The 17,944-nt window shown below is 58.5% G+C and carries 18 protein-coding genes and 2 pseudogenes; 8 read left to right on the top strand and 12 right to left on the bottom strand.

Going from position 1 to position 17,944, the window contains the following annotated elements; translation table 11 throughout:
* Nucleotides 1–9 precede the first annotated feature (9 nt).
* The gene (gene nodB, locus ACFHWW_RS04390) at nt 10–669 is read right to left on the bottom strand and encodes a chitooligosaccharide deacetylase NodB (protein ID WP_379937365.1); all 660 of its coding nucleotides are present in this window, start codon (nt 667–669) and stop codon (nt 10–12) included.
* Nucleotides 666–1,256: a NodA family N-acyltransferase gene (locus ACFHWW_RS04385; protein ID WP_379937364.1), complete on the bottom strand. Its 591-nt coding sequence runs from the start codon at nt 1,254–1,256 to the stop codon at nt 666–668. Before ACFHWW_RS04385 ends, nodB begins: the two co-directional genes overlap by 4 nt.
* Before the next feature lie 307 nt (nt 1,257–1,563).
* Here ACFHWW_RS04385 and ACFHWW_RS04380 point away from each other — a divergent pair.
* The 3 genes and pseudogenes from ACFHWW_RS04380 to ACFHWW_RS04370 all read left to right on the top strand — a co-directional run.
* A pseudogene (locus ACFHWW_RS04380) lies at nt 1,564–1,692 on the top strand (LysR family transcriptional regulator); the annotation flags it as partial.
* A gap of 558 nt (nt 1,693–2,250) precedes the next feature.
* Nucleotides 2,251–2,502 (top strand): phosphopantetheine-binding protein, encoded by a 252-nt coding sequence (locus ACFHWW_RS04375; RefSeq protein WP_379937363.1) that lies wholly within the window; start codon nt 2,251–2,253, stop codon nt 2,500–2,502.
* Between the two features lie 8 nt (nt 2,503–2,510).
* Nucleotides 2,511–3,722 carry a beta-ketoacyl-[acyl-carrier-protein] synthase family protein gene (locus tag ACFHWW_RS04370; protein WP_379937362.1) on the top strand — a complete coding sequence of 404 codons (1,212 nt, stop codon included), beginning with the start codon at nt 2,511–2,513 and terminating at the stop codon, nt 3,720–3,722.
* A gap of 170 nt (nt 3,723–3,892) precedes the next feature.
* Here ACFHWW_RS04370 and ACFHWW_RS04365 read toward each other — a convergent pair.
* A pseudogene (locus ACFHWW_RS04365) lies at nt 3,893–4,090 on the bottom strand (acyltransferase); the annotation flags it as partial.
* A 201-nt stretch (nt 4,091–4,291) separates the two neighbouring features.
* Between ACFHWW_RS04365 and nodD2 the strand changes: the two are divergent.
* A complete protein-coding gene (gene nodD2 / locus ACFHWW_RS04360) occupies nt 4,292–5,218 on the top strand; it encodes a transcriptional regulator NodD2 (protein ID WP_283067656.1) in 927 nt (308 codons plus the stop codon).
* A 53-nt stretch (nt 5,219–5,271) separates the two neighbouring features.
* Here the strand turns inward: nodD2 and ACFHWW_RS04355 are convergent, their stop codons facing one another.
* The 7 genes from ACFHWW_RS04355 to ACFHWW_RS04325 form a co-directional block, all read right to left on the bottom strand.
* Nucleotides 5,272–6,300, bottom strand: a complete 1,029-nt coding sequence (locus ACFHWW_RS04355; protein ID WP_283067657.1) for an LLM class flavin-dependent oxidoreductase — start codon at nt 6,298–6,300, stop codon at nt 5,272–5,274.
* Between the two features lie 260 nt (nt 6,301–6,560).
* Nucleotides 6,561–7,694: a histidinol-phosphate transaminase gene (hisC, locus tag ACFHWW_RS04350; RefSeq protein ID WP_283067658.1), complete on the bottom strand. Its 1,134-nt coding sequence runs from the start codon at nt 7,692–7,694 to the stop codon at nt 6,561–6,563.
* Between the two features lie 231 nt (nt 7,695–7,925).
* Nucleotides 7,926–8,984: a LacI family DNA-binding transcriptional regulator gene (locus tag ACFHWW_RS04345; RefSeq protein ID WP_283068059.1), complete on the bottom strand. Its 1,059-nt coding sequence runs from the start codon at nt 8,982–8,984 to the stop codon at nt 7,926–7,928.
* A gap of 632 nt (nt 8,985–9,616) precedes the next feature.
* Entirely contained in the window at nt 9,617–10,630 is a 1,014-nt protein-coding gene (locus ACFHWW_RS04340) for a LysR family transcriptional regulator (protein ID WP_283067660.1), read from the bottom strand.
* A 203-nt stretch (nt 10,631–10,833) separates the two neighbouring features.
* Nucleotides 10,834–11,424 carry a NodA family N-acyltransferase gene (locus tag ACFHWW_RS04335; protein ID WP_283067661.1) on the bottom strand — a complete coding sequence of 197 codons (591 nt, stop codon included), beginning with the start codon at nt 11,422–11,424 and terminating at the stop codon, nt 10,834–10,836.
* 148 nt (nt 11,425–11,572) lie between these two features.
* Nucleotides 11,573–11,914: a carboxymuconolactone decarboxylase family protein gene (locus tag ACFHWW_RS04330; protein ID WP_283067662.1), complete on the bottom strand. Its 342-nt coding sequence runs from the start codon at nt 11,912–11,914 to the stop codon at nt 11,573–11,575.
* Nucleotides 11,915–12,313: 399 nt separating this feature from the next.
* On the bottom strand, nt 12,314–12,793 hold the full coding sequence (locus ACFHWW_RS04325; RefSeq protein WP_379937361.1) for a DUF2867 domain-containing protein: 480 nt from the start codon (nt 12,791–12,793) through the stop codon (nt 12,314–12,316).
* A gap of 661 nt (nt 12,794–13,454) precedes the next feature.
* On the opposite strand from ACFHWW_RS04325, the gene repC reads away from it, so the two are divergent.
* Nucleotides 13,455–14,720 carry a plasmid replication protein RepC gene (gene repC, locus ACFHWW_RS04320; protein WP_283068061.1) on the top strand — a complete coding sequence of 422 codons (1,266 nt, stop codon included), beginning with the start codon at nt 13,455–13,457 and terminating at the stop codon, nt 14,718–14,720.
* 690 nt (nt 14,721–15,410) lie between these two features.
* On the opposite strand, the gene ACFHWW_RS04315 is transcribed toward repC, so the two are convergent.
* Nucleotides 15,411–15,764, bottom strand: coding sequence for a hypothetical protein (locus ACFHWW_RS04315; RefSeq protein WP_379937527.1), 354 nt, complete (start codon nt 15,762–15,764; stop codon nt 15,411–15,413).
* Entirely contained in the window at nt 15,754–16,062 is a 309-nt protein-coding gene (locus tag ACFHWW_RS04310) for a hypothetical protein (RefSeq protein ID WP_379937525.1), read from the bottom strand. Before ACFHWW_RS04310 ends, ACFHWW_RS04315 begins: the two co-directional genes overlap by 11 nt.
* An 84-nt stretch (nt 16,063–16,146) precedes the next feature.
* On the opposite strand from ACFHWW_RS04310, the gene ACFHWW_RS04305 reads away from it, so the two are divergent.
* From ACFHWW_RS04305 to ACFHWW_RS04295, 3 genes are all read left to right on the top strand, one after another.
* A complete protein-coding gene (locus ACFHWW_RS04305; RefSeq protein ID WP_379937512.1) occupies nt 16,147–16,755 on the top strand; it encodes a DUF3991 and toprim domain-containing protein in 609 nt (202 codons plus the stop codon).
* A 74-nt stretch (nt 16,756–16,829) separates the two neighbouring features.
* Nucleotides 16,830–17,432 carry a DUF1419 domain-containing protein gene (locus ACFHWW_RS04300; protein WP_283067666.1) on the top strand — a complete coding sequence of 201 codons (603 nt, stop codon included), beginning with the start codon at nt 16,830–16,832 and terminating at the stop codon, nt 17,430–17,432.
* Nucleotides 17,433–17,444: 12 nt separating this feature from the next.
* Nucleotides 17,445–17,846, top strand: a complete 402-nt coding sequence (locus tag ACFHWW_RS04295; protein ID WP_283067667.1) for a DUF3085 domain-containing protein — start codon at nt 17,445–17,447, stop codon at nt 17,844–17,846.
* The last annotated feature ends 98 nt before the right edge of the window (nt 17,847–17,944 follow it).

Raw genomic sequence — 17,944 nt, 5'->3', positions numbered from 1 at the left:
GTCTCGTCTTCAGTAATCTTGAGGAAGCGAGCGGAATACAAAGCCGCGGCTTTGCAAGGCTGGAATTATGCTGGATAACGCCACGATGGTCTGGTAGCGCAGACCGCGGTCAGTGCCTGGTTGCAACTCGCTGGGAGGGCATCCGTCGTGCAGGAGCACAATTGCGCCCGGCCGGACGGTGTCGAGCACTCCATCGATAATCGCGTCGACCCCGGGACTGGACCAATCTCGCGGATCCACCGACCAGTGGACCGCATTCAGTCCAGCGTCCGCTGACGCCGTGAGCACTTCTTCGGTCCAGATCCCATACGGAGCGCGGATGTGCCGCACCGAGGCTCGCGGAGATGCAATTGTGATGGCTCTGTTCGCCTCGAGTATTTCACGCTGTATTTCGCCGGGTCCGCATTTGGACAGGTCCGGATGAGTCATTGTGTGGTTAGCGACTTCATGCCCTTCGGCAATCATTCGTTGGATCAGGTTGGGCTGTTCGGCCGCGTACTGGCCGATGACGAAGAATGTCGCCGGCACCCGGTGTTCAGCCAGCACATCGAGGATTTCCGGTGTGCAAAATGGATGAGGCCCGTCATCGAACGTCAAATAAACGCTGTGCTGACCGGTACCGTCGGTGCACACACTGTGCACTTCGGAAAAGTACTTAACGCGCGTCACAGCTCTGGTCCGTTCCGATCAATTGTCGTACCGGCGGGCCAGTCTGACATCGACCGTCCGACTGGCAGAACGATGACAAGTGCATCTTCGGTGCGCGTGGGCGGCTTGTCGAGGCGCGCCTCTGGTAGCGTGAAGCGCACATGAATCCCCGACAAAATGGTCACCAGACCGTATCGGGCGAACCGCTCTACATGCTTGCGCAGCGCGTGCCTAACGGTGCCGAAAGCGAATGGAACGCCAAGCTCCTGCAGTACTGGAAGCATGACATGGATCGAATGGGAGATTCCGAGTCCCTCAAGGTCCGGACGGACCCCGTACAACCCTAGTTCAGCCACTAATTGATCGACCTCGCCTACCTTGATGAAACGGCGCAACAAGCCCATATGGGCGGCGATACCATGAGAATCGTAGGCGATTGCGCGGAGCTCGGGCCTGGCTCCGGCCCAACTTCGGCTGCCCTCGAATGGTTTTGCGTTGAACGCCCCGGTAGGCCCATAGGCCTTCCGAAAGAACTCGGTGAGTTCGATATGGTCGGACAGTTGCAACTCATTTTCCCAACATAGACTCCACCGCACCTCGCAGCGCATGCAAAGCCCTCCTTGTTGTTTGCTGTTTGCTAGAGGCGCCCGATCACGCGATCGAAGCTGTGGGCGAATGGTCAATGTCAGAGGCTGCTGTCAGCGGTCCGATGACATGTAATTGGAACGTTCGAAGCCTTGGTGGGGCACTCCGTTCCAGAGCTGATGGGCTCTCTAACCACTCCCGGTCCCTTCCTGCGCCACTTGCAAATGTGCCGTCGATGACCTTGATTTCCGTCAAGTGATGGTCTTCTAATGCAGTAGGCCGATAAATTCGTAAAATCGATTGTTTGGATAGCACCCATCCACGTTATGGATGATGAAGGGCCTTGATCTGAATCTTCTGGTCGCGCTGGACGCTCTGACGAGCAAGCTTAACCTCACCGCGGCGGCGCGCAGCATCAACCGGCGATCAGCGCGGGCGTCGCGTTTATGCACGTATTTTCAATAGGTTGACGATGCGCGCCTCCCCCAGATCGAATACCAAAGATCCTACACCGCCGCGTATAGGATCGCGCTACCAGCCGTCGTGGATATGGAAGTGTCATTCCTCTCAAGACGCCGCCCAATCGGACGTCCAATGTTTCGAAACACGACCATTTGCAGACCCCAAGCATGCCTGCGGCGCATCCACCATGTGGATGTGTGGCATCCACACAATCGATTTTACCGATGTTGCGGAAAGCTGCATGGATGAGAGCGTGACTTCTCGTGCAACAACATTTGCACCGGCACGACTAATGTTAACTGCTGACACTTACGCTAGGACATGCAACCGCTAACAGAAGACAACAGTATTCAGCGAGGTGGGCATCCCTTCACACGCCCGGACCTCACAGGAGATTCTTTGTGATTGTGTGCGTCCAACTGGTCTTGGCCGCCACTAAAGCAAAATGAAGACTGACCAATAGTCGCAAGACCGATTGTCCGCAACGAAGGCAGACAGAGCTAGTCCGCTCAGCGTTGTTGCAAAGGGAATTGAACGAATAAATTGGGGAAGGCAATGGCCGATCAACTGGCAACCGAGATCATCGAAAAGATAAAAGTTCATGCGGACACCGACAAAGAAATTACCGTTGACTCCAAGCTCCGGGATCTTGAAATCCAGTCGCTCGAACTGACCGACATCGTGTTCGATCTTGAGGATTCCTACGATATCCGCATTGAGATGGACACTTCCGAGGCTTGGAGCAACCTCAGGACCGTCAGCGATCTCATCGAGGAGACACGCGCCTTGATTGCAGCTAAGGATTAGCATCCGTCATGGCCCGTTCCCGGATCGTTATAACCGGCCTCGGCGGCATCTGCGGCATGGGCGTCGGCGCGCCCTCCATCTGGGAGGCGATGCGCGCAGGCCGATCGGCGATCGGCGAGATCACCACGACATCCTTCCATGAGTCGAGAATCCGCACAGGCGCAGAGGTCAAGCAGTTGCCCGAGGTCGAGTTCGATCGCAAGCGCCTGACGACAATGGACCGCTACAGTCTGCTGGCTGTTCTTGCTGCCGGCGAGGCACTGCGGCAATCTGGGCTCATCGTGGACAAAACCAACACCGATCGCATCGGCGCGGTTGTCGGCACCGCCATCTTCGGTGCGGAGACGCTGGAAGAGAACTATCGCGGACTGTTCGTCGACGGGAAATCACGCACCAATGTCTTCGCGGTGCCTCGCGCGATGCCAGGCGCGCCGGCCAGCCAGGTCAGCATGGTCTATGGTCTGCGCGGACCGGTATTCGGCGTCACCTCGGCCTGCTCGTCGTCAAACCACGCTTTCATATCAGCGGTCGACCAACTAAGGCTCGGCAGGGCTGACGTCATGCTGGCTGGCGGCACCGATGCTCCGCTCGCCTGGGGTGTGTTGAAGGCTTGGGAAGCGCTACGCGCTGTCGCCCGCGAGACCTGCCGACCGTTCTCGGCCGACCGTAACGGCCTGGTACTCGGCGAAGGTGCGGGCGTGGCTGTCCTCGAGACCTATGCGCACGCAGTGGCGCGCGGCGCTCCGATCCTCGCAGAGCTTGCCGGCACTGGGATGTCCGCAGACGCGTCCGATGTCGTCGCTCCGACCGTCGAAGGCCCTGTCGCCGCAATAAAGGCCTGTCTTGCCGATGCCGGGCTCCTTCCTGAGGACATTGACTATGTCAACGCGCACGGCACAGGCACCAAATATAACGACCGACTCGAGACACAGGCAATCCGCCGCGTCTTCGGCAAGCACGCCGATGCCCTATCGGTGTCCTCGACCAAGTCGATGCATGCCCACTGCATGGGGGCGTCCGGCGCCCTCGAACTGATTGCCTGCGTGATGGCGCTCCGCGACGGGATCATTCCGCCGACTGCGAATTATCGAGAGAAGGATCCGGACTGCGACCTCGACGTGACGCCCAACATCGCCCGGCAGCGCAAGGTGCGGGCAGCGATCAGCAATGCCTTTGCCTTCGGCGGCACCAACGCCGTGGTGGCGATTACGGCAACCTGAGGCTCCGGCGAAATAGGCGAACTGAAGCCAGAGAACATTCTGCCGCAAATGTGAGCGCGCCCAAGCTATTTTCTGAGCTCACGCAGGCCCCGGCCTGACAGGAAGAAAGGCACAGCGATCGTCGCGAGCGCAATCATGACATAGGCGCCACGCAACAGACGCTCCGCGTTACCAGAGGGCCAATCGGAGATCGACCGTCCAACTGGTAGAACGATGACAAGTGCATCTTCAGTGCGCGTGGGCGGTTTGTCGAGACCCGCGTCTGGCAGCGTGGACCGCACGCGAAGCCTCGACAAAACGGTCACCGGACTATGTCGGCGGAACCTCTCAAGATGCCGCTGCAGCGCGTGGCTGACCGTGCCGAAAGCTGAGTTCGCAGAATCCTTCATGGGACCATGTCCAGAGCTGATGGCTATCTAACCACTTTCACTGTCTTCCTGCGCCACTCGCAATTTGCCGTCGATGCCCTTGATTTCCATCGATTGATATCCTTCTAATGCAGAAAGCCGATAAATCGGTAAAATCGATTGTTTGGATGGCGCGCATTCACGCCACAGATAGATGAAGACATGCGGTTCAAGGGCCTTGATCTAAATCTCCTGGTTGCGCTCGACGCTCTGATGGCCGAGCGGAACCTTACGGCAGCCGCACGCAGCATCAATCTGAGCCAGCCGGCGATGAGCGCGGCCGTCGCCCGATTGCGCACCTATTTCGACGATGAGCTCTTTACGATGAGTGGCCGCGAACTGATCCCAACACCGCGTGCGGAGCAGCTCGCCCCCGCGGTGCGCGAGACCCTGCTGCGCGTTCAGCTTTCGATCATTTCCTGGGAGCCGTTTAACCCGGCCCAATCGGATCGTCGTTTCAGGATCATCCTTTCCGATTACGTCACACTCGTGTTTTTTGAAAGGATCGTGGAGCGTGCGGCGCGGGAAGCTCCCGGAGTCAGCTTCGAATTTCTGCCTCTTGCCGACGACTATGCGGACCTTCTCCGGCGCGGCGACATCGATCTTCTGATTCTGCCGGAAATGTTCATGTCAAACGCTCATCCTCAAGCGAAACTGTTCGACGAGGTGCACGTGTGTGTCGGCTGCCACTCGAACGAGCAGCTGTCAGAGCCACTTACATTCGAGAGATACATGTCGATGGGGCACGTTGCCGTCAAGTTCGGGAATACCCGACAACCCACCATCGAAGGGTGGTATTTGCGCGAGCACGGTCTCAAGAGACGTGTCGAGGTTGTCGTACAGGGCTTCAGCATGATTCCCCCCATGCTAGTGGGGACCAAGCGTATAGGGACCATGCCCCTGCGGCTGGCGCAGCATTTCGCAAAAACAATTCCCCTGCGAATCGTCGAGCTCCCGCTGCCACTTCCCCCATTCGCCGAGGCCGTCCAATGGCCTGCCCTTCACAATAGTGATCCGGCAAGCCTCTGGATGCGCGAGATGTTAGTACAGGAGGCGTCCCATATGGGTTTACCTCATGAGTTCCCGTGACGCTATGCGGCACTCTCGAATAGTCGGAGCTTGGAAGTTGGCGGATTTCGCCGTTAGCCCACTGGATCCATAATTTCGGATCGAATGGTTGTTGCGGTGTAGAGCGAAGCCTCTAATGGCAGATTTCCAAATGCGAGTTGACACAGAAGATAGTTGGCGCCTGCCGCTTCGAGCTGACCAAGAAGAGCTTGTCGCACAGAAGTCGCCGTTCCTGCTACGCACAATTCACTTTCAATCGCCGCATCGAAGGTCAAGGGCAGGTTTGGCGGTGTCGGGATTTCATTGAGGTCGTAGAGGAATTTGAAGCTCTTGAGCCATTGTTCGTAAGCAGGCACCGCGAGCGAACGCGCTTCTTTCTCAGAGCGTCCAACGACGACCATGCGGAGCAAACCGAGAAACGGTGCTTGATCGTCTACGCCAATGTTGCACTCTCGATGGGCTCGGTAGGCGTCAGTTATCTTGCGGACTGTCCAGGACGGCCCAACGCACGCGATATTTGCGCCGTTCGCAGCCGCCCAGCTTGCGGACTCGGGTCGGTTGGTGGCGATCCATGTCGGGGGATGCGGACGCTGATGAGGCCTGAGCGTCAACGGAACGCTGTTCAGCTCAAAATACTGACCTTGATAGGATAGCGTTCCGCCTCTCATCGCATTCATAAGGATTTTGCTGGCTTCCGCATAGCGTTCCGGTGCCGCGTCGGCACCAATTCCGAAGTAACCCAATTCGATCGGGAGGGAGCCGCACCCTAGGCCCAGTTCGAGCCTGCCGCCGCTCAATTGGTCCAACATGCAGATCTCTTCAAACGCGCGCAGCGGATGGCAAAGGCTAAGCAGCATTACGAGCGGGCCGACACGAAGATTGTGGGTTCGCTGTGCAACGCTCGACAGGAACAGATTTGGCGCCGGGCTTCTCCCATGAGGGGTAAAGTGGTGCTCTGCGAGATGATACGCGTAGAAACCGAGGCGATCACACGTCTCAGCTAACGTCAGGCGATCCGCGTATTGTCGGGCGATATCGCTGCCATTTTCGTCCAAGTGGTCGAAGATGCCGATGGCGAGTTTTGAAGAAGAGCTGTTTTTCATTCAATTATCTCCAACTCTGGCGCGGAAGTTTCGGCCGCTGCCCCCAAGCGACCACTGGCATTGATGCCTTTCTGGTTCGAGAATGGTCTTGTTCCTCAAGTAGATATTGTCCTTCCAAGTTCGCCGCCGGCGGCGCGGTCTTGAAGCGGTCGCCGTCAACTCGCACCGCTTATACCCCCAGGAGTTTTCCTGAGCGGCTCCAGCGACAGGTGACGCCCGTTCTTCGTTCGCAGCTTTACAAAGCGAGGATGTGGGCTTGCCTAAGTTTGAAGATCAGTGGAAGTGCGATGCACACCGGAGTCGTTTCGAAGCCAGTGAGAAATGTCGCTGACGGCTGCGAGAAATGCATCCATTTGGGGTTTGGTACCGATGCTCACGCGGATGCAGTTTTCCAGACCATCTTCAGGGAAGACGGCAACGAGTATCTTTCGCCTTTTCAGGGATGCTTGCCACCAGGTTCCGTCTTGTCCCGAAGGCACTTGGGCCAGCAAGAAATTGGCGTGGGAGGCTGTTACAGAGAAACCAAGCTGTGACAGGGCGACGCTTACTCTCTGTCTTTCACCTTTGATATGTCTGTGGTTCTCTTCATAGGCAACGCGATGGGAAAGGATGCTGATGCCAACCGCGTGGCCGATCACGTTCATGTTGAAGACGTTCTGAAGGTTGCGCAGCCTTCCAATAATCTCGGGATGACCAAAACCGAAACCAACGCGAATGCCGGCGGCGGCATAGCTTTTCGAGAATGTTCTCAAGACCAGAAGGTTCGAATAGCGATCGAGAAGGCGTAGCGCATTGTCCGGTGCAAAGTCGACGTAGGCCTCATCCAGGACGATCAACCGGTTCGATTGGGCTACGAGGCCTTCGATATCGGCCACCGGCACAAATGTTCCGGTAGGGTTGTTCGGATTGGCTACTAGAATGAACTTCGCATCTTTGGCGGCGCCGGAAAGCAATTGCTCTGTCGGCAGCGAATAAGCTTCGCTCAACGGGACCTCAAGAAATTGTGCACCCTGCAACGTGGCGAGTTTGCGGTTAAACGAAAAACCTGGCGAAACCATCGCCACGGCGTCGCCCGGACCAAGGAAAGCCCTATAAATGAGCCCTAGCAGTTCAGACGATCCGTTGCCGGCAATCACCTGATCCCTGCAGAGGCCATAAGCTTTGGCGGCTGCTTCCCTCAAGCTGATGTTATCATCCTGCGGGTAGAGATACTGGCGTTCGAGCGCCGCAACGGCGCTTTGCATCACGGGTGGCGGTAGCGCAAATGGATTCTCATTCGTGTCAAGTTTGACACAGCGAGCATCAGGCACCGGCCAAGTGGACGGCAGAGCATTTAACTCACTCGCCTGCTGCGAAAGAGATGAAAGCACGCTCTGCAATTTTGCGTCAGGCATATATTTCTCCGTTTCAGTCTACCCGTGCGAAGCACCGCCGGTAGTTGAGTGTTAAGCGGAGCGGGTGACGCCTAGCTTGGGCGTTCCTCTCTGGAGCGCGGCCGAATCTTCTGCGTCAGACCGCCGTGCCGCAGAAACACGCTCACGAGATCAGACTGATGGAGAGTGGTCAACGAATTCACTGAGACAATGATGGGATTCTATCTTTATTCTATCATGGTGATAGAATTCTCAGCGCTTGCGGATCTCGGTCGGGTATGAAGTATTTTCTGGCAAGTAGATATCGAACGGCAGGTCGATTTGCCCTGAAGGATCTGCAGTTCCGGTTTCGATTACCCGTGCCATCAACGTCGTCAGCTCGCGGCAAAGCCGCCCTAGCGGCGTGGCGATCGCCATCGTGATAATGCCATCTACGAGCGCCGCCCGTGAGTCCGGCGTAATCTCATTGACGATCGCGACAAGATTTCGGCTTTCGCGCCTCTCGCGTAGAGCCGCGATGGCTCCCTCCATAGCGCCACCAGGCACATAAAATCCGACGAGCTCGGGTTCATGGTGAATGAGATCGAGAGTGGCCTCATAGGTGAGCTGCCGTGTCTCAGGGCTTACGAGCGTATCGAGCACCTCGAAGGTCCGCGCGTTCTCACGGAAATACGAACGAAATCCGATTTCGCGAAGCTCCTGCCCCTGGGAACGGTGACTTGCAACGAAGACCGCCACTTTGCCCGGCCGTTTTGCGGCCTTGGCCACCATCCAGGCCGCCGTCCGCCCAACCTGCCGGTTGTTGAGCCCAATATAGCCCGCGCGTGCGCCCGCAGCGAAATCGGAAAGCAGAGAGAAGACCGGGATGCCTTTTACCTTCAAATCTTCGACTGCTTCCGTGATCGTCGGGTGGTCCGGAGCGACCATGGCAATCGCATCGCAGCGTGCGCCCAAATTTTTGAGTAGCACGACCAGGTCGCCGGGTGCATTCGACGTAACGAACTCGATGGACGGAATGCCATGAAAAGATGGTGCGGCATTCACTGCCGCCTCGACTTCGCGTGCAAAGGCGGCAAAGAAGGGGTGTGCGGGCTTTCTAAGAATAAAACCCAGCCGATAGTGAGGCAGATGGCGCGGCCCCGGCTGCTCCATGAGGCGAGCCGTAGGATAACCGAGCGCGCGGGCCGCCTCGTAGACGCGCCGCGCGGTCTCTTCCCGTACCGGATGGCGGGCGTTCAAAACCCGATCGACCGTCGCAACGCTGACTCTGGATTCGCGTGCGAGATCGCCAATTGTGGGACGCTTGGTCATGGCTCTATCTGATAAATTGTCATCGAGAAAGATGCAAAGACATGATGTATTTTGATGGATATCTATCAACCCATCCACGGCTTTGATGCTGATTTCCGATGCACCGCGGCAGAAAGGCGCCCGAGGGCAGAGACGCAAGAAGTGGAGTAAATGAGCAAAGGCGATTTCAATCCGTCGTTGTGCATCACCGTTCCCCTGAAAGGCCAAGCCGGACCGCGCAACTCCCTCAGCAAGATCTGGACGATCACCTTGTGCAACGGAATCGCGGCGGCGAAACAGAGCCGCGCTATCGCGTTCCGGCGGGCGGCCGAGCATGGTCAACCGGATCGCCCGCTCGGCGACGTTGTCGTCGGTCTCGATCTCCCGTCGTCGAGGACGCGGCAAAGCGACGCACAGCAGGTAATCGCATAACGGATCGCCTCTGCCGCGCTGCTCGAGCGTGGTAGTTTCGTAAGCATCTTGTCCCACCACCGCAGACAAGCTCGTTGGCCCCAAGCCGAATGTAGCCGACACCACCAACAAGCATCGCCATCAGCGCCAGTGTAGGCGCCACGGGTGAGATGGGCACGCCGCGAGGGGCTCCCTTGATCCGCGACCGCTCTCGCGCATTATGCCGGTCAGACAATGACGGATCACGCCCGCGAACTCTCCGCAGCGTTCGTCTTCGCGGGGCGACCCGGACAAACATCCCTTCGCGATCCAGGCTCGATGGGGGACTCGGCCGTGGCAAGCGGCGAAACCATACTGGACGCCTCCTGTACTAACATCTCGCGCATCCACAGGCTTGCCGGGTCACTATCGTGAAGGGCAGGCCATTGAACGGCCTCGGTGAACGGAAGGTGTTGTGGCAGCGGGAGCTCGACGATCCGCAGCGGCATTGTTTTTGCGAAATGCTGCGCCAGCCGCAAAGGCATGGTTCCTATACGCTCGGTCCCCACCAGCATGGGCGGAATCATGCTGTAGCCCTGTACCACGACGTCGATACGTCTCTTCAGGCCGTGCTCGACCAAATACCGTTCCTCGATACCCAGTCTCAGGCTATCCCCGAATCTGACCACAACGTGCCCCATCGACATGTATCTCTCGAATGTAAGTGGCTCTGACAGCTGCTCGTTCGTGCGACAACCGACGCACACGTGTACATCGTCGAACAATCTCGTTCGAGGACGAGCGTTCGACATGAAGATTTCCGGCAGAATTAGTAGATCGACGTCGCCGCGCCGAAGAAGGTCCTCGTTGTCGTCGGATGGGGGAAGAAATTCGAAGCTAACGGCGGGCGCTTCACGCGCCGCACGCTCGACGATCCTTTCAAAAAAGACGAATGTGACGTAATCGGAAACGATGACCCTGAAGCGACGATCCGACTGGGCCGGGTTAAACGGCTCCCAGGAAATGATCGAGAGCTGAATGCGCAGTAGAGCCTCGCGTGCCGCGGGCGCGAGCCGTTCCGCACGCGGCGTAGGGGTAAATTCGCGGCCAGCCATCGTAAACAGCTCATCACGGAAATAGGTACGTAACCGGGCGACGGCCGCGCTCATCGCTGGCTGACTGAGATTGATGCTGCGGGCCGCCGCCGTGAGGTTACGCTCGGTCATCAGGGCGTCGAGCACAACCAGGAGATTTAGATCAAGGCCCTTGAACCGCATGTCTCTTTATCCACCGTGTGGATGTATGCCAGCCGAACCATCGATCGGCTGCTTCATTAGAAGAATACACTTGTCAGAACTCACCGCCTGTATTCGCCGACCGGTGCGCTGTCGGTCCGACCGACCGCCGGTGTTGAATTGCGGGCGTGGCTGCGTGAGATCGCAAATAAGCGTCTGCGCTTCGGACCAGCAATAGAGATAGCTCATAGCTCTGGTCCATTCCGGTCAATTATCCTGGCGGCGGGCCAGTCGGAGATCGGCCGTCCAACAGGCAGGACGATGACAAGTGGATCCTCGACGCGCGTGGGCGGCAGGTCGGTACGCGCGTGTGGCAGCGTGGAGCGTACGGTGATCCCGGTCATAACGGTCACCAGACCGTGTCGGCCGAACCTCTCGATGTGCTTCCGCATCTCGGGCCGAACGGTACCGAAAGCGAATGGAATTTGAAACACCTGCAGTGTTGGAAGCATGACATGGATCGAATGGGCGATCCCGAGTCCCTCAAGATCCGGACGCACCCCATACAAGCCTAATTCAGCCACCAGCAGGTCGACTCCGTCAACCTTGATGAAACGGCGCAGTAAGCCCATGTGGGCCGCTACACCGCTCGAGTCGTAGGCGATTGCACGAAGCTCAGGTCTTGCTCCGGCCCAGCTTTGACTGCCTTCGAACGGCTTTGCATTATAGGCCCCGGTCGGTCCATAGGTCTTCCGAAAGAAGTCTGTGAGTTCAACGTGGTCGGACAGTTGCAACTCATTTTCCCAGCACAATTTCCATCGCACGTCAGCGCGCATGCAAAGAACCTCTTTTTTTCTGTTCAGTGGAGTTGGGAGGTATCGACCTTGCGTCCAAGTTATCGCTCGCTTCCGCAAGAAGCAGTCGGACCACCGCGTAGGCGCCACCCAATTGACAGGCCCTCATGACCGCCGATGACATGGGGGATCAGAGCCTGCGATGATCGGAGCATAACGCATCGCTAATTTGCCGTCTTTCGATGAACTGACAATCTGTGTAGAATATCTGCCAACCCGTTCTCAAGGCAGGGGTCACAGTACGCGACCAGCGAAGGGGGCGCGTTCGAGAAAGTGCGCGCCGTACCGGGGTTGGGATCACGCCTTCGGTAGGGCCGACACGGCGTCGAAACGCGCCGTATAGGCTAAGCGCCGCGCCCGCATTGAGCGCGATCAGCACCCCGAGGGCCTCGGCAATCTCGTTATGTAATGCACCGAGTTCGACCGCCTTCTTCGCGTGAACGGCAATGCAGTCGTCGCATCGCGTGGTCACCGGAAAGCCAAGTGCGATAAGGTCATGCGTCTTCCGATTCCAGAGTACCGATCTTGGCCCCGCTGACTTCGATCGTGTGAAGGTCGCGCAGCACTTCCCGGCTCAAGCTTGGCGAAGTCCCGCAGACCGCCCCCAGCGCGTCGCGACAGAATCGTGCCGATCATCCAGGAGGCCTCTTCGGATCAGAGAAACAGCATCGCCTCCCAAAATCGCGTTCCGTATCAGGTTCGTTTCCGTGACACAGCTGGACGGCCTCCGCAACGCACTTCCTGGACTTGCCCGCATCCGTGATGCCCCAGCTTCCGGCCCACTACATCCCCCGTTGGGTGGGGAGCACATCGCCAGCGACTTCCTGTGGGATAGTGCCGCAGGGCAACTGTGTTCAATCTTGCTTCTACTTCACCGTTCCCGCGAAGCACCATGTCCGGGTCGCTTAACTCCCGTCAGCAAGGCTGGGACGATCGCCATATGCAAAGGTATGGCGGCGGCAAAACAAAGCCGCCCGAACGCATTCCTGCGGCGCACCAAGGTGGTCATGCCGATGACCTGGCCGTCAGCAGGGCCTTCACGAACATCCACGACAATACGAAAATGCAAGTGCCGGGCATCATAGCCGACGACGGCTTCGCGATCGTCGCTGTGCAGGAGCGGAAAGGTACCGATCAGGCCTGAATGCGCAGGGTGCGCGGTTTCGCTCAGCCCGATTATGGGCGCGAGGCGGTTGTGCCATGTCACAAGACTTTGCACCCACCCGGATGCGCTCCCAAGTGCTCGCCGCGCCGCCTCCGCCGCAGTCACCCGCTCGGTGAAGAAAAGAAGCTCGTGACGGTCGGCCCAGTCTGCTCCGGGAAGCCAAGGATTCGGCAGGCTGATGGCCACCCTTCGTGGTCTCATGAACGCTTCCTTTCGCCTTTGCTATCGGTTCGCCGGGGCGGTCACAGCAGCGCTGAATGGCTCATGATTGCGCCGGAAGCCGGCATGAGGTAGGTGGCCGCTTGTCGCAGCCGCACGCCAATCGTCGCACGGTGCGTTCACTCAAGGAGCCGCAGAGCCTTTAGGGACGACGACATTTCATCAAATCGCATGGCGTGTCGCATAAGCCCATAGAGGCGCAACCGCTTGAGCGCAAAGATAGCATCGGAGCCAGACAGCGCGGCTCAAATGCAAATCTGGTGGCAGCTCGCGTCCCTGCATAGCGAGGCCGGCAGCACATGGCCTTGCGGCGACTAGAGTCGCTCTATCAGCGGCGCTGCACGATTGTTGCGCCAAAAAGATCATTCGGTTTATGGTCGCGCAACATTACGCAGGGGTCATTTCGATTCCGAGTAATGTATTCCAATCTTGCAACGGAGAAAAACCGACCGGACCAGAAAAGAAAAACCGCCCCCGAAACAAATCTCGGAAACGGTTTGCTAATAATCAATTTCGCCAAAATTTGAGTAGCAAACCTCACTTCCTCTGTCAACTTAAAAAACACCGTTTCGGTGAACGGAGTTGCTTTGTCTGGTCTCCAACACAGGAGACGACTGTGCGAGAACCGATGCCACCAAAACGGTCGATCGGCCGTAGACAGACGCCCAAACGTGCCGAATTCCGACGCCTGGCACTATCGGCTGAGATCGGGACTGTGACACGCGGACAGCTCGCCGTGCTTGCGCAAAATCTGCCCTGCACGGGGATGGTCAATGCGACCGAGGCGTACCTATTGACCACACTGATCAACACGGCACCTGCGGACGCTTTCGAAAAGGGCGGCCGGCCAATCATCTTCAAGTCGAACCAGCAGCTTGCTTTCGAAATCAATCGTTCGGCCGGACGTGTCAGCCGGCTGCTGTCGAACCTCTTCGACGCCGGTCTGATCACCATGCAGGACAGCGGCAACTATAAGCGCTATCCTACCCGAAACATCGAAGGCACGGTTGTAGACGGTTGCGGGATCGACATGCGAATACTCATCGCTCGTTACCGCGAGCTTGATGAACTCGTAAGGCAAGCCAGAGTCGAAAAGGCCGCCGCAAATGCAGCGCTGCGGCGGTATCGTGGGGCGTTGCGTAATCTCCGTCGTGCGCTCGCGTTTGCTAACTGCATTCCGCAAGGCACGCGGGCCCGGCTCGAGGTGCGTGTTGAAAAAGTCATCACTTTGGTCGGTATCGCGACGAGGGCACCGAGCGTGCTTTTGCGTCGCGCGACCGCGCTTTTAGAGTGGTTTGTGGAGCGCGCTATGCAACTCCCACGACGGCCTGAACTTGCGTTCGCACCGCAGGATTCGGCATGCAGGTGTGCCGGAAGCGACACGCACAAACAGACTACAAGCCCTAATTCACATGAAGAGAGTAATGATGACCGGCCTTCGGCTACCCCCGAACTGACATCAGTTAGCGCTGGCTCCGCCAGCGAATGTGCTTTTGAAGCAAGCCTGAGGCGGCGCAGGAGCGGAATCAAACAACCACGTCATTCGCGGCAGGAATTGGTTGCGCTGCAGGACCTATTGCGAGCCATACCGGCACTAAGCACTTACGGTTTCGCGCCGCCCAGCAGTTGGGCCGATCTGGCCCGAATCGCTCCGCAAATGTGCCGAATTGCCGGTATTTCGGACGATGCGCGGCGCCGCGCCGTCGATCAAATGGGCGAGCAGCAGGCCGCCGTTGCCATCGCCATAACCCTGCAGAAGCTCGATCGGCAGGAAATCTCTTCGCCAGACGGTTATTTGCGGGCAATGACCGGGCGTGCGGTCGCCGGCGAACTTCACCTTTCCCGTTCGATCTTTGGGCTCGCGGCGCGCTACACCATAGAACGGCTGGAGTAAGTTCTCAGTTACATCGCTGCAGAGCCGCGAGGATCTGCCGCTGTCGATGAGTATCTCGACGCGGCACCTCTTTTTCGCGCGCTTGATCCTGCGAAAACTCATCCAGGGAAGATTGCAATTTCGGCGGCCGGGCACGGGAGCCTTCGCCGCGGAACGGAATGCAAGCGTCGTTCAAGCGCGCTCCTGCGTTGTCGTATGCCCGACAATGTCGGACAAACATAGCGTCGGAACTAACCTAGCACGGTATTTCCAAACGACTTTCTCCTTTGGCACGCTACATGCAATGCCGTCTCCAGCCGCATCACAGGCTAGGGAGAAAGGCTTTGTTGCACACTGATTGGCAACGGCACGAGTGCTCGTCGTTTTCACGCGCTGTTGGCGTGAACGCGCCATTGCGCATTACCGTCGCCGCCCCGAAGGGTCCATTGCTGCAACAGATGCTGGTGCGCAAACTGCGGATGTTGGTGGCGGACCTCGCAGGCCTCTTCGGTCAAAGTTGGGTATGGCAGAACTTTCGGCAAGACTTGATCGGACGAACCAAGGCCCTCCATCGTGCCAGCGAGCACGCTCAGGCAGAAGTGGATCCGGTCCGAATCCCATACGGGGCCGCAGCCCAGGCGCTGCACCAAGAGGCCGGACAGATGGCAGCATCCGCCAACGTGCAAACGGTCCAAGAAAACTGCTTGCGTCTTACGGGGCACCCACAGTTTCCCGATCGACGGTCAATACGGCGTTCTCCCCTCCTATGAGATCGACGACGACGATCTCGCCATCGTGCGCGAACATTTCCCCTGGCCGGCTCATTGAGCCGGCCTCGGCTTTTTTGTGCCGCTTGCGTGCGGCAGGCCGCAAGGGAAGCTGCGCCGCGGCCGACGTCAGCATTGCATAGTCCGACAATTGCCACCCGCGCTCTTGCGGCCTTTGCTCTTCGCGGCCTGCCGAAAGGCGCCCACCAAACAACGGGCAATGAAGGGTCATGGAGGGCGGTCGCTGCGCGATCGGAAGCAAAATGAAAAGAAGAGAGATAGAGGCGTTACGCAGCAAAGTGAGCTGCGCGATCGTGCTCGAACAGGCGAACTTCGCAATCGATATCAAGGAAAGCACACGGCGCGCGGTCAAGTTTCGCCGCGGCGGTGAGATTATCATCGTCACGCATGAAGGACGCGGTTGGTTCGATCCGCTCAGCGACGCGAAAGGCGATGTGTTCGGGCTTGTCGAGCATCTCGACCATGTCGGTTTTCTCGAAGGCGCCGAAAAGGTTGCAGATCTCGTCGGTCTTAAGATCACTAAGCCAGAGTGGCGGAATCCAACGTGCAATGGAAGGCACGAGCTCTCCCTTCATGCTCGTTGGCATGCACGCCGCCGCCCGTGGCCCGGCTCGTCGACATGGCGTTACCTCCAAGACGAGCGCTGCCTTCCGGCGGCTTTGCTCCGGGCGGCATTAAAATGCGACCTTCTTCGGGAAGGCCCTTATGGCAGCATGTGGGCAGCGCACAAGGACCATGCCGGCGTTGTGACCGGATGGGAGGCGCGAGGCCCGCAATACCGGGGCTTCGCCTCCGGAGGAACGAAGGTTCTCTTCCGCCTTGGATCTGGAACCGCGTTTCGCCTGGCCGTCACGGAAGCCGCGATCGACGCTTTGAGTCTTGCGGCGATCGAAGGATTGCGTGAGGGCACGCTCTATCTCAGCACCGGCGGCGGATGGTCTCCGACCACGAAAGGGGCGTTGCGGGAATTGGCCTTCCGGACTGACGTCCAGTTGGTCGCAGCAACAGACGCCAATTCACAAGGTGACATGTTTGCCGAGCGACTGCGGTCACTTGCCAACGACGCCGGCTGCGATTGGATGCGGCTTCGCCCGCCCGAGGAGGATTGGAATGAGACCCTGAAGGTCAGGGAGAAGGAAATAGACACAAGACGGAAAGAGGAAGAGGCGTGCCGCATTCGCGCCGCCCACGTCAAGGAAGGCTTCGCCCGGCTTAAGCCGGTCCTTGACCCGGCCGGTCGCGATGTCGGCGGCTCGAAAGGGTCATGAAGGACCGAAGAGGATGGCAAGGTCGAGAGGACTGTGCCGCGCCTTCGGTCCGGTAAACGCGCAAGGAGCCGCAGATGACCTCTTCTCCCGCAATCCGTAAGGTGTTTCAGGGCGTCGCAAGCCGCCAGCAGATGTTCCGCATGTTCGATCGCCACGCGCAGCGACCCAACCGTTGGGAAGGAGACTCAACCCGGCTCCATGCCGGCGAATGGTTCGAGATCGCCGAGGCCGAACACGACTACATGTTCGAAGTCCTTCCGCCGCTCTGGATCCGCGGCTCGATGTTCGCCATGTGTGAGCTGCTGACTGGATCGGTGGCAAGCGTGTTCTTCGCGCTCCGGATCGACGAGGCGATCCGATATTTTCACGGCTATTGCGACCTTTCAGATAAGGCATTCGTTGAGGCGATGCGCGTTGCGATTGTCGATCGCGAGAGCCGTCCGGTGCTCGCCATGACACGGAAGGAGCGCCTCGAGCATATCTGGAGCAGCACGGCGGATGACTATCGCGGCTATGCCGGTGAGCGCTGGCCGGCGGCCTCTCGCGGCAAACGCACCGTGATGCTCTATGGCGGGAAAGAGGGGACCTTTCTGAAGCTGTTGGAAGACCTGACCGACGACGAGATCGCCGCCAAGCTGCCGGTGCATCTGCGCTATCTCTCGCCGATCGCGGCATGAGGAGGTGCTGTCATGCTCACGTTCCCGATCGCATCCGTGCGCGAGGTGATCGCGCGCGGCCGCGCCGATGCCGAAGCCAATGGCGGCTTTCGCAATCCCTATTACGGACTCCTGCCCGGCAAGGATGAACAGCCGGGCCTCTGGCTGGTCGGAGATCATGGGGTTTACATTTTGTCGAACGGTAAGCTTGCCGACGGCGCGAAAGCCCTTGTCGTCTTTGCCGAGGAGCGCAATCCGACCAGTAACGACGACTGGCTTGACGCCAAGCGTCGGACATTCGGCGGCGACGATGGTGTCGACTTTATCGATGCCGAGCGGCTGGAGGCGATGATCGCGGCGAGCCCCAATGCCACGCATCTTCGCGTCGTGTTCTTGGCCGACACCATGCAGATTTCGGTAGTCGAGCGCGCCTAGCGCTTTGCCGGCCATGGCCGCACAGCCAGCCATAAACGGCTGCCCTTTCCACCCCCTCCGCGTCCGATCGGCTGTCCCTTGCGACAGGACGAAGACGC

The sequence above is a fragment of the Sinorhizobium sp. P24N7 genome, from assembly GCF_042436655.1.
GTDB lineage: Bacteria > Pseudomonadota > Alphaproteobacteria > Rhizobiales > Rhizobiaceae > Sinorhizobium > Sinorhizobium meliloti_A.
The sequence above is the reverse complement of the archived record's forward strand: the minus strand, read 5'-3'. Positions and strand labels throughout refer to the sequence as shown.

Excerpts from the sequence above, each read along its gene's own strand:
- ACFHWW_RS04385 (WP_379937364.1), bottom strand. The coding sequence starts at position 1,256 with ATGCGCTGCGAGGTGCGGTGGAGTCTATGTTGGGAAAATGAGTTGCAA.
- ACFHWW_RS04345 (WP_283068059.1), bottom strand. The coding sequence starts at position 8,984 with ATGACCAAGCGTCCCACAATTGGCGATCTCGCACGCGAATCCAGAGTC.
- ACFHWW_RS04355 (WP_283067657.1), bottom strand. The coding sequence starts at position 6,300 with ATGAAAAACAGCTCTTCTTCAAAACTCGCCATCGGCATCTTCGACCAC.
- ACFHWW_RS04375 (WP_379937363.1), top strand. The coding sequence starts at position 2,251 with ATGGCCGATCAACTGGCAACCGAGATCATCGAAAAGATAAAAGTTCAT.
- hisC (WP_283067658.1), bottom strand. The coding sequence starts at position 7,694 with ATGCCTGACGCAAAATTGCAGAGCGTGCTTTCATCTCTTTCGCAGCAG.
- ACFHWW_RS04335 (WP_283067661.1), bottom strand. The coding sequence starts at position 11,424 with ATGCGCGCTGACGTGCGATGGAAATTGTGCTGGGAAAATGAGTTGCAA.
- ACFHWW_RS04340 (WP_283067660.1), bottom strand. The coding sequence starts at position 10,630 with ATGCGGTTCAAGGGCCTTGATCTAAATCTCCTGGTTGTGCTCGACGCC.
- ACFHWW_RS04310 (WP_379937525.1), bottom strand. The coding sequence starts at position 16,062 with ATGAAGGGAGAGCTCGTGCCTTCCATTGCACGTTGGATTCCGCCACTC.
- repC (WP_283068061.1), top strand. The coding sequence starts at position 13,455 with ATGCCACCAAAACGGTCGATCGGCCGTAGACAGACGCCCAAACGTGCC.
- ACFHWW_RS04300 (WP_283067666.1), top strand. The coding sequence starts at position 16,830 with ATGACCTCTTCTCCCGCAATCCGTAAGGTGTTTCAGGGCGTCGCAAGC.
- ACFHWW_RS04295 (WP_283067667.1), top strand. The coding sequence starts at position 17,445 with ATGCTCACGTTCCCGATCGCATCCGTGCGCGAGGTGATCGCGCGCGGC.
- nodD2 (WP_283067656.1), top strand. The coding sequence starts at position 4,292 with ATGCGGTTCAAGGGCCTTGATCTAAATCTCCTGGTTGCGCTCGACGCT.
- ACFHWW_RS04370 (WP_379937362.1), top strand. The coding sequence starts at position 2,511 with ATGGCCCGTTCCCGGATCGTTATAACCGGCCTCGGCGGCATCTGCGGC.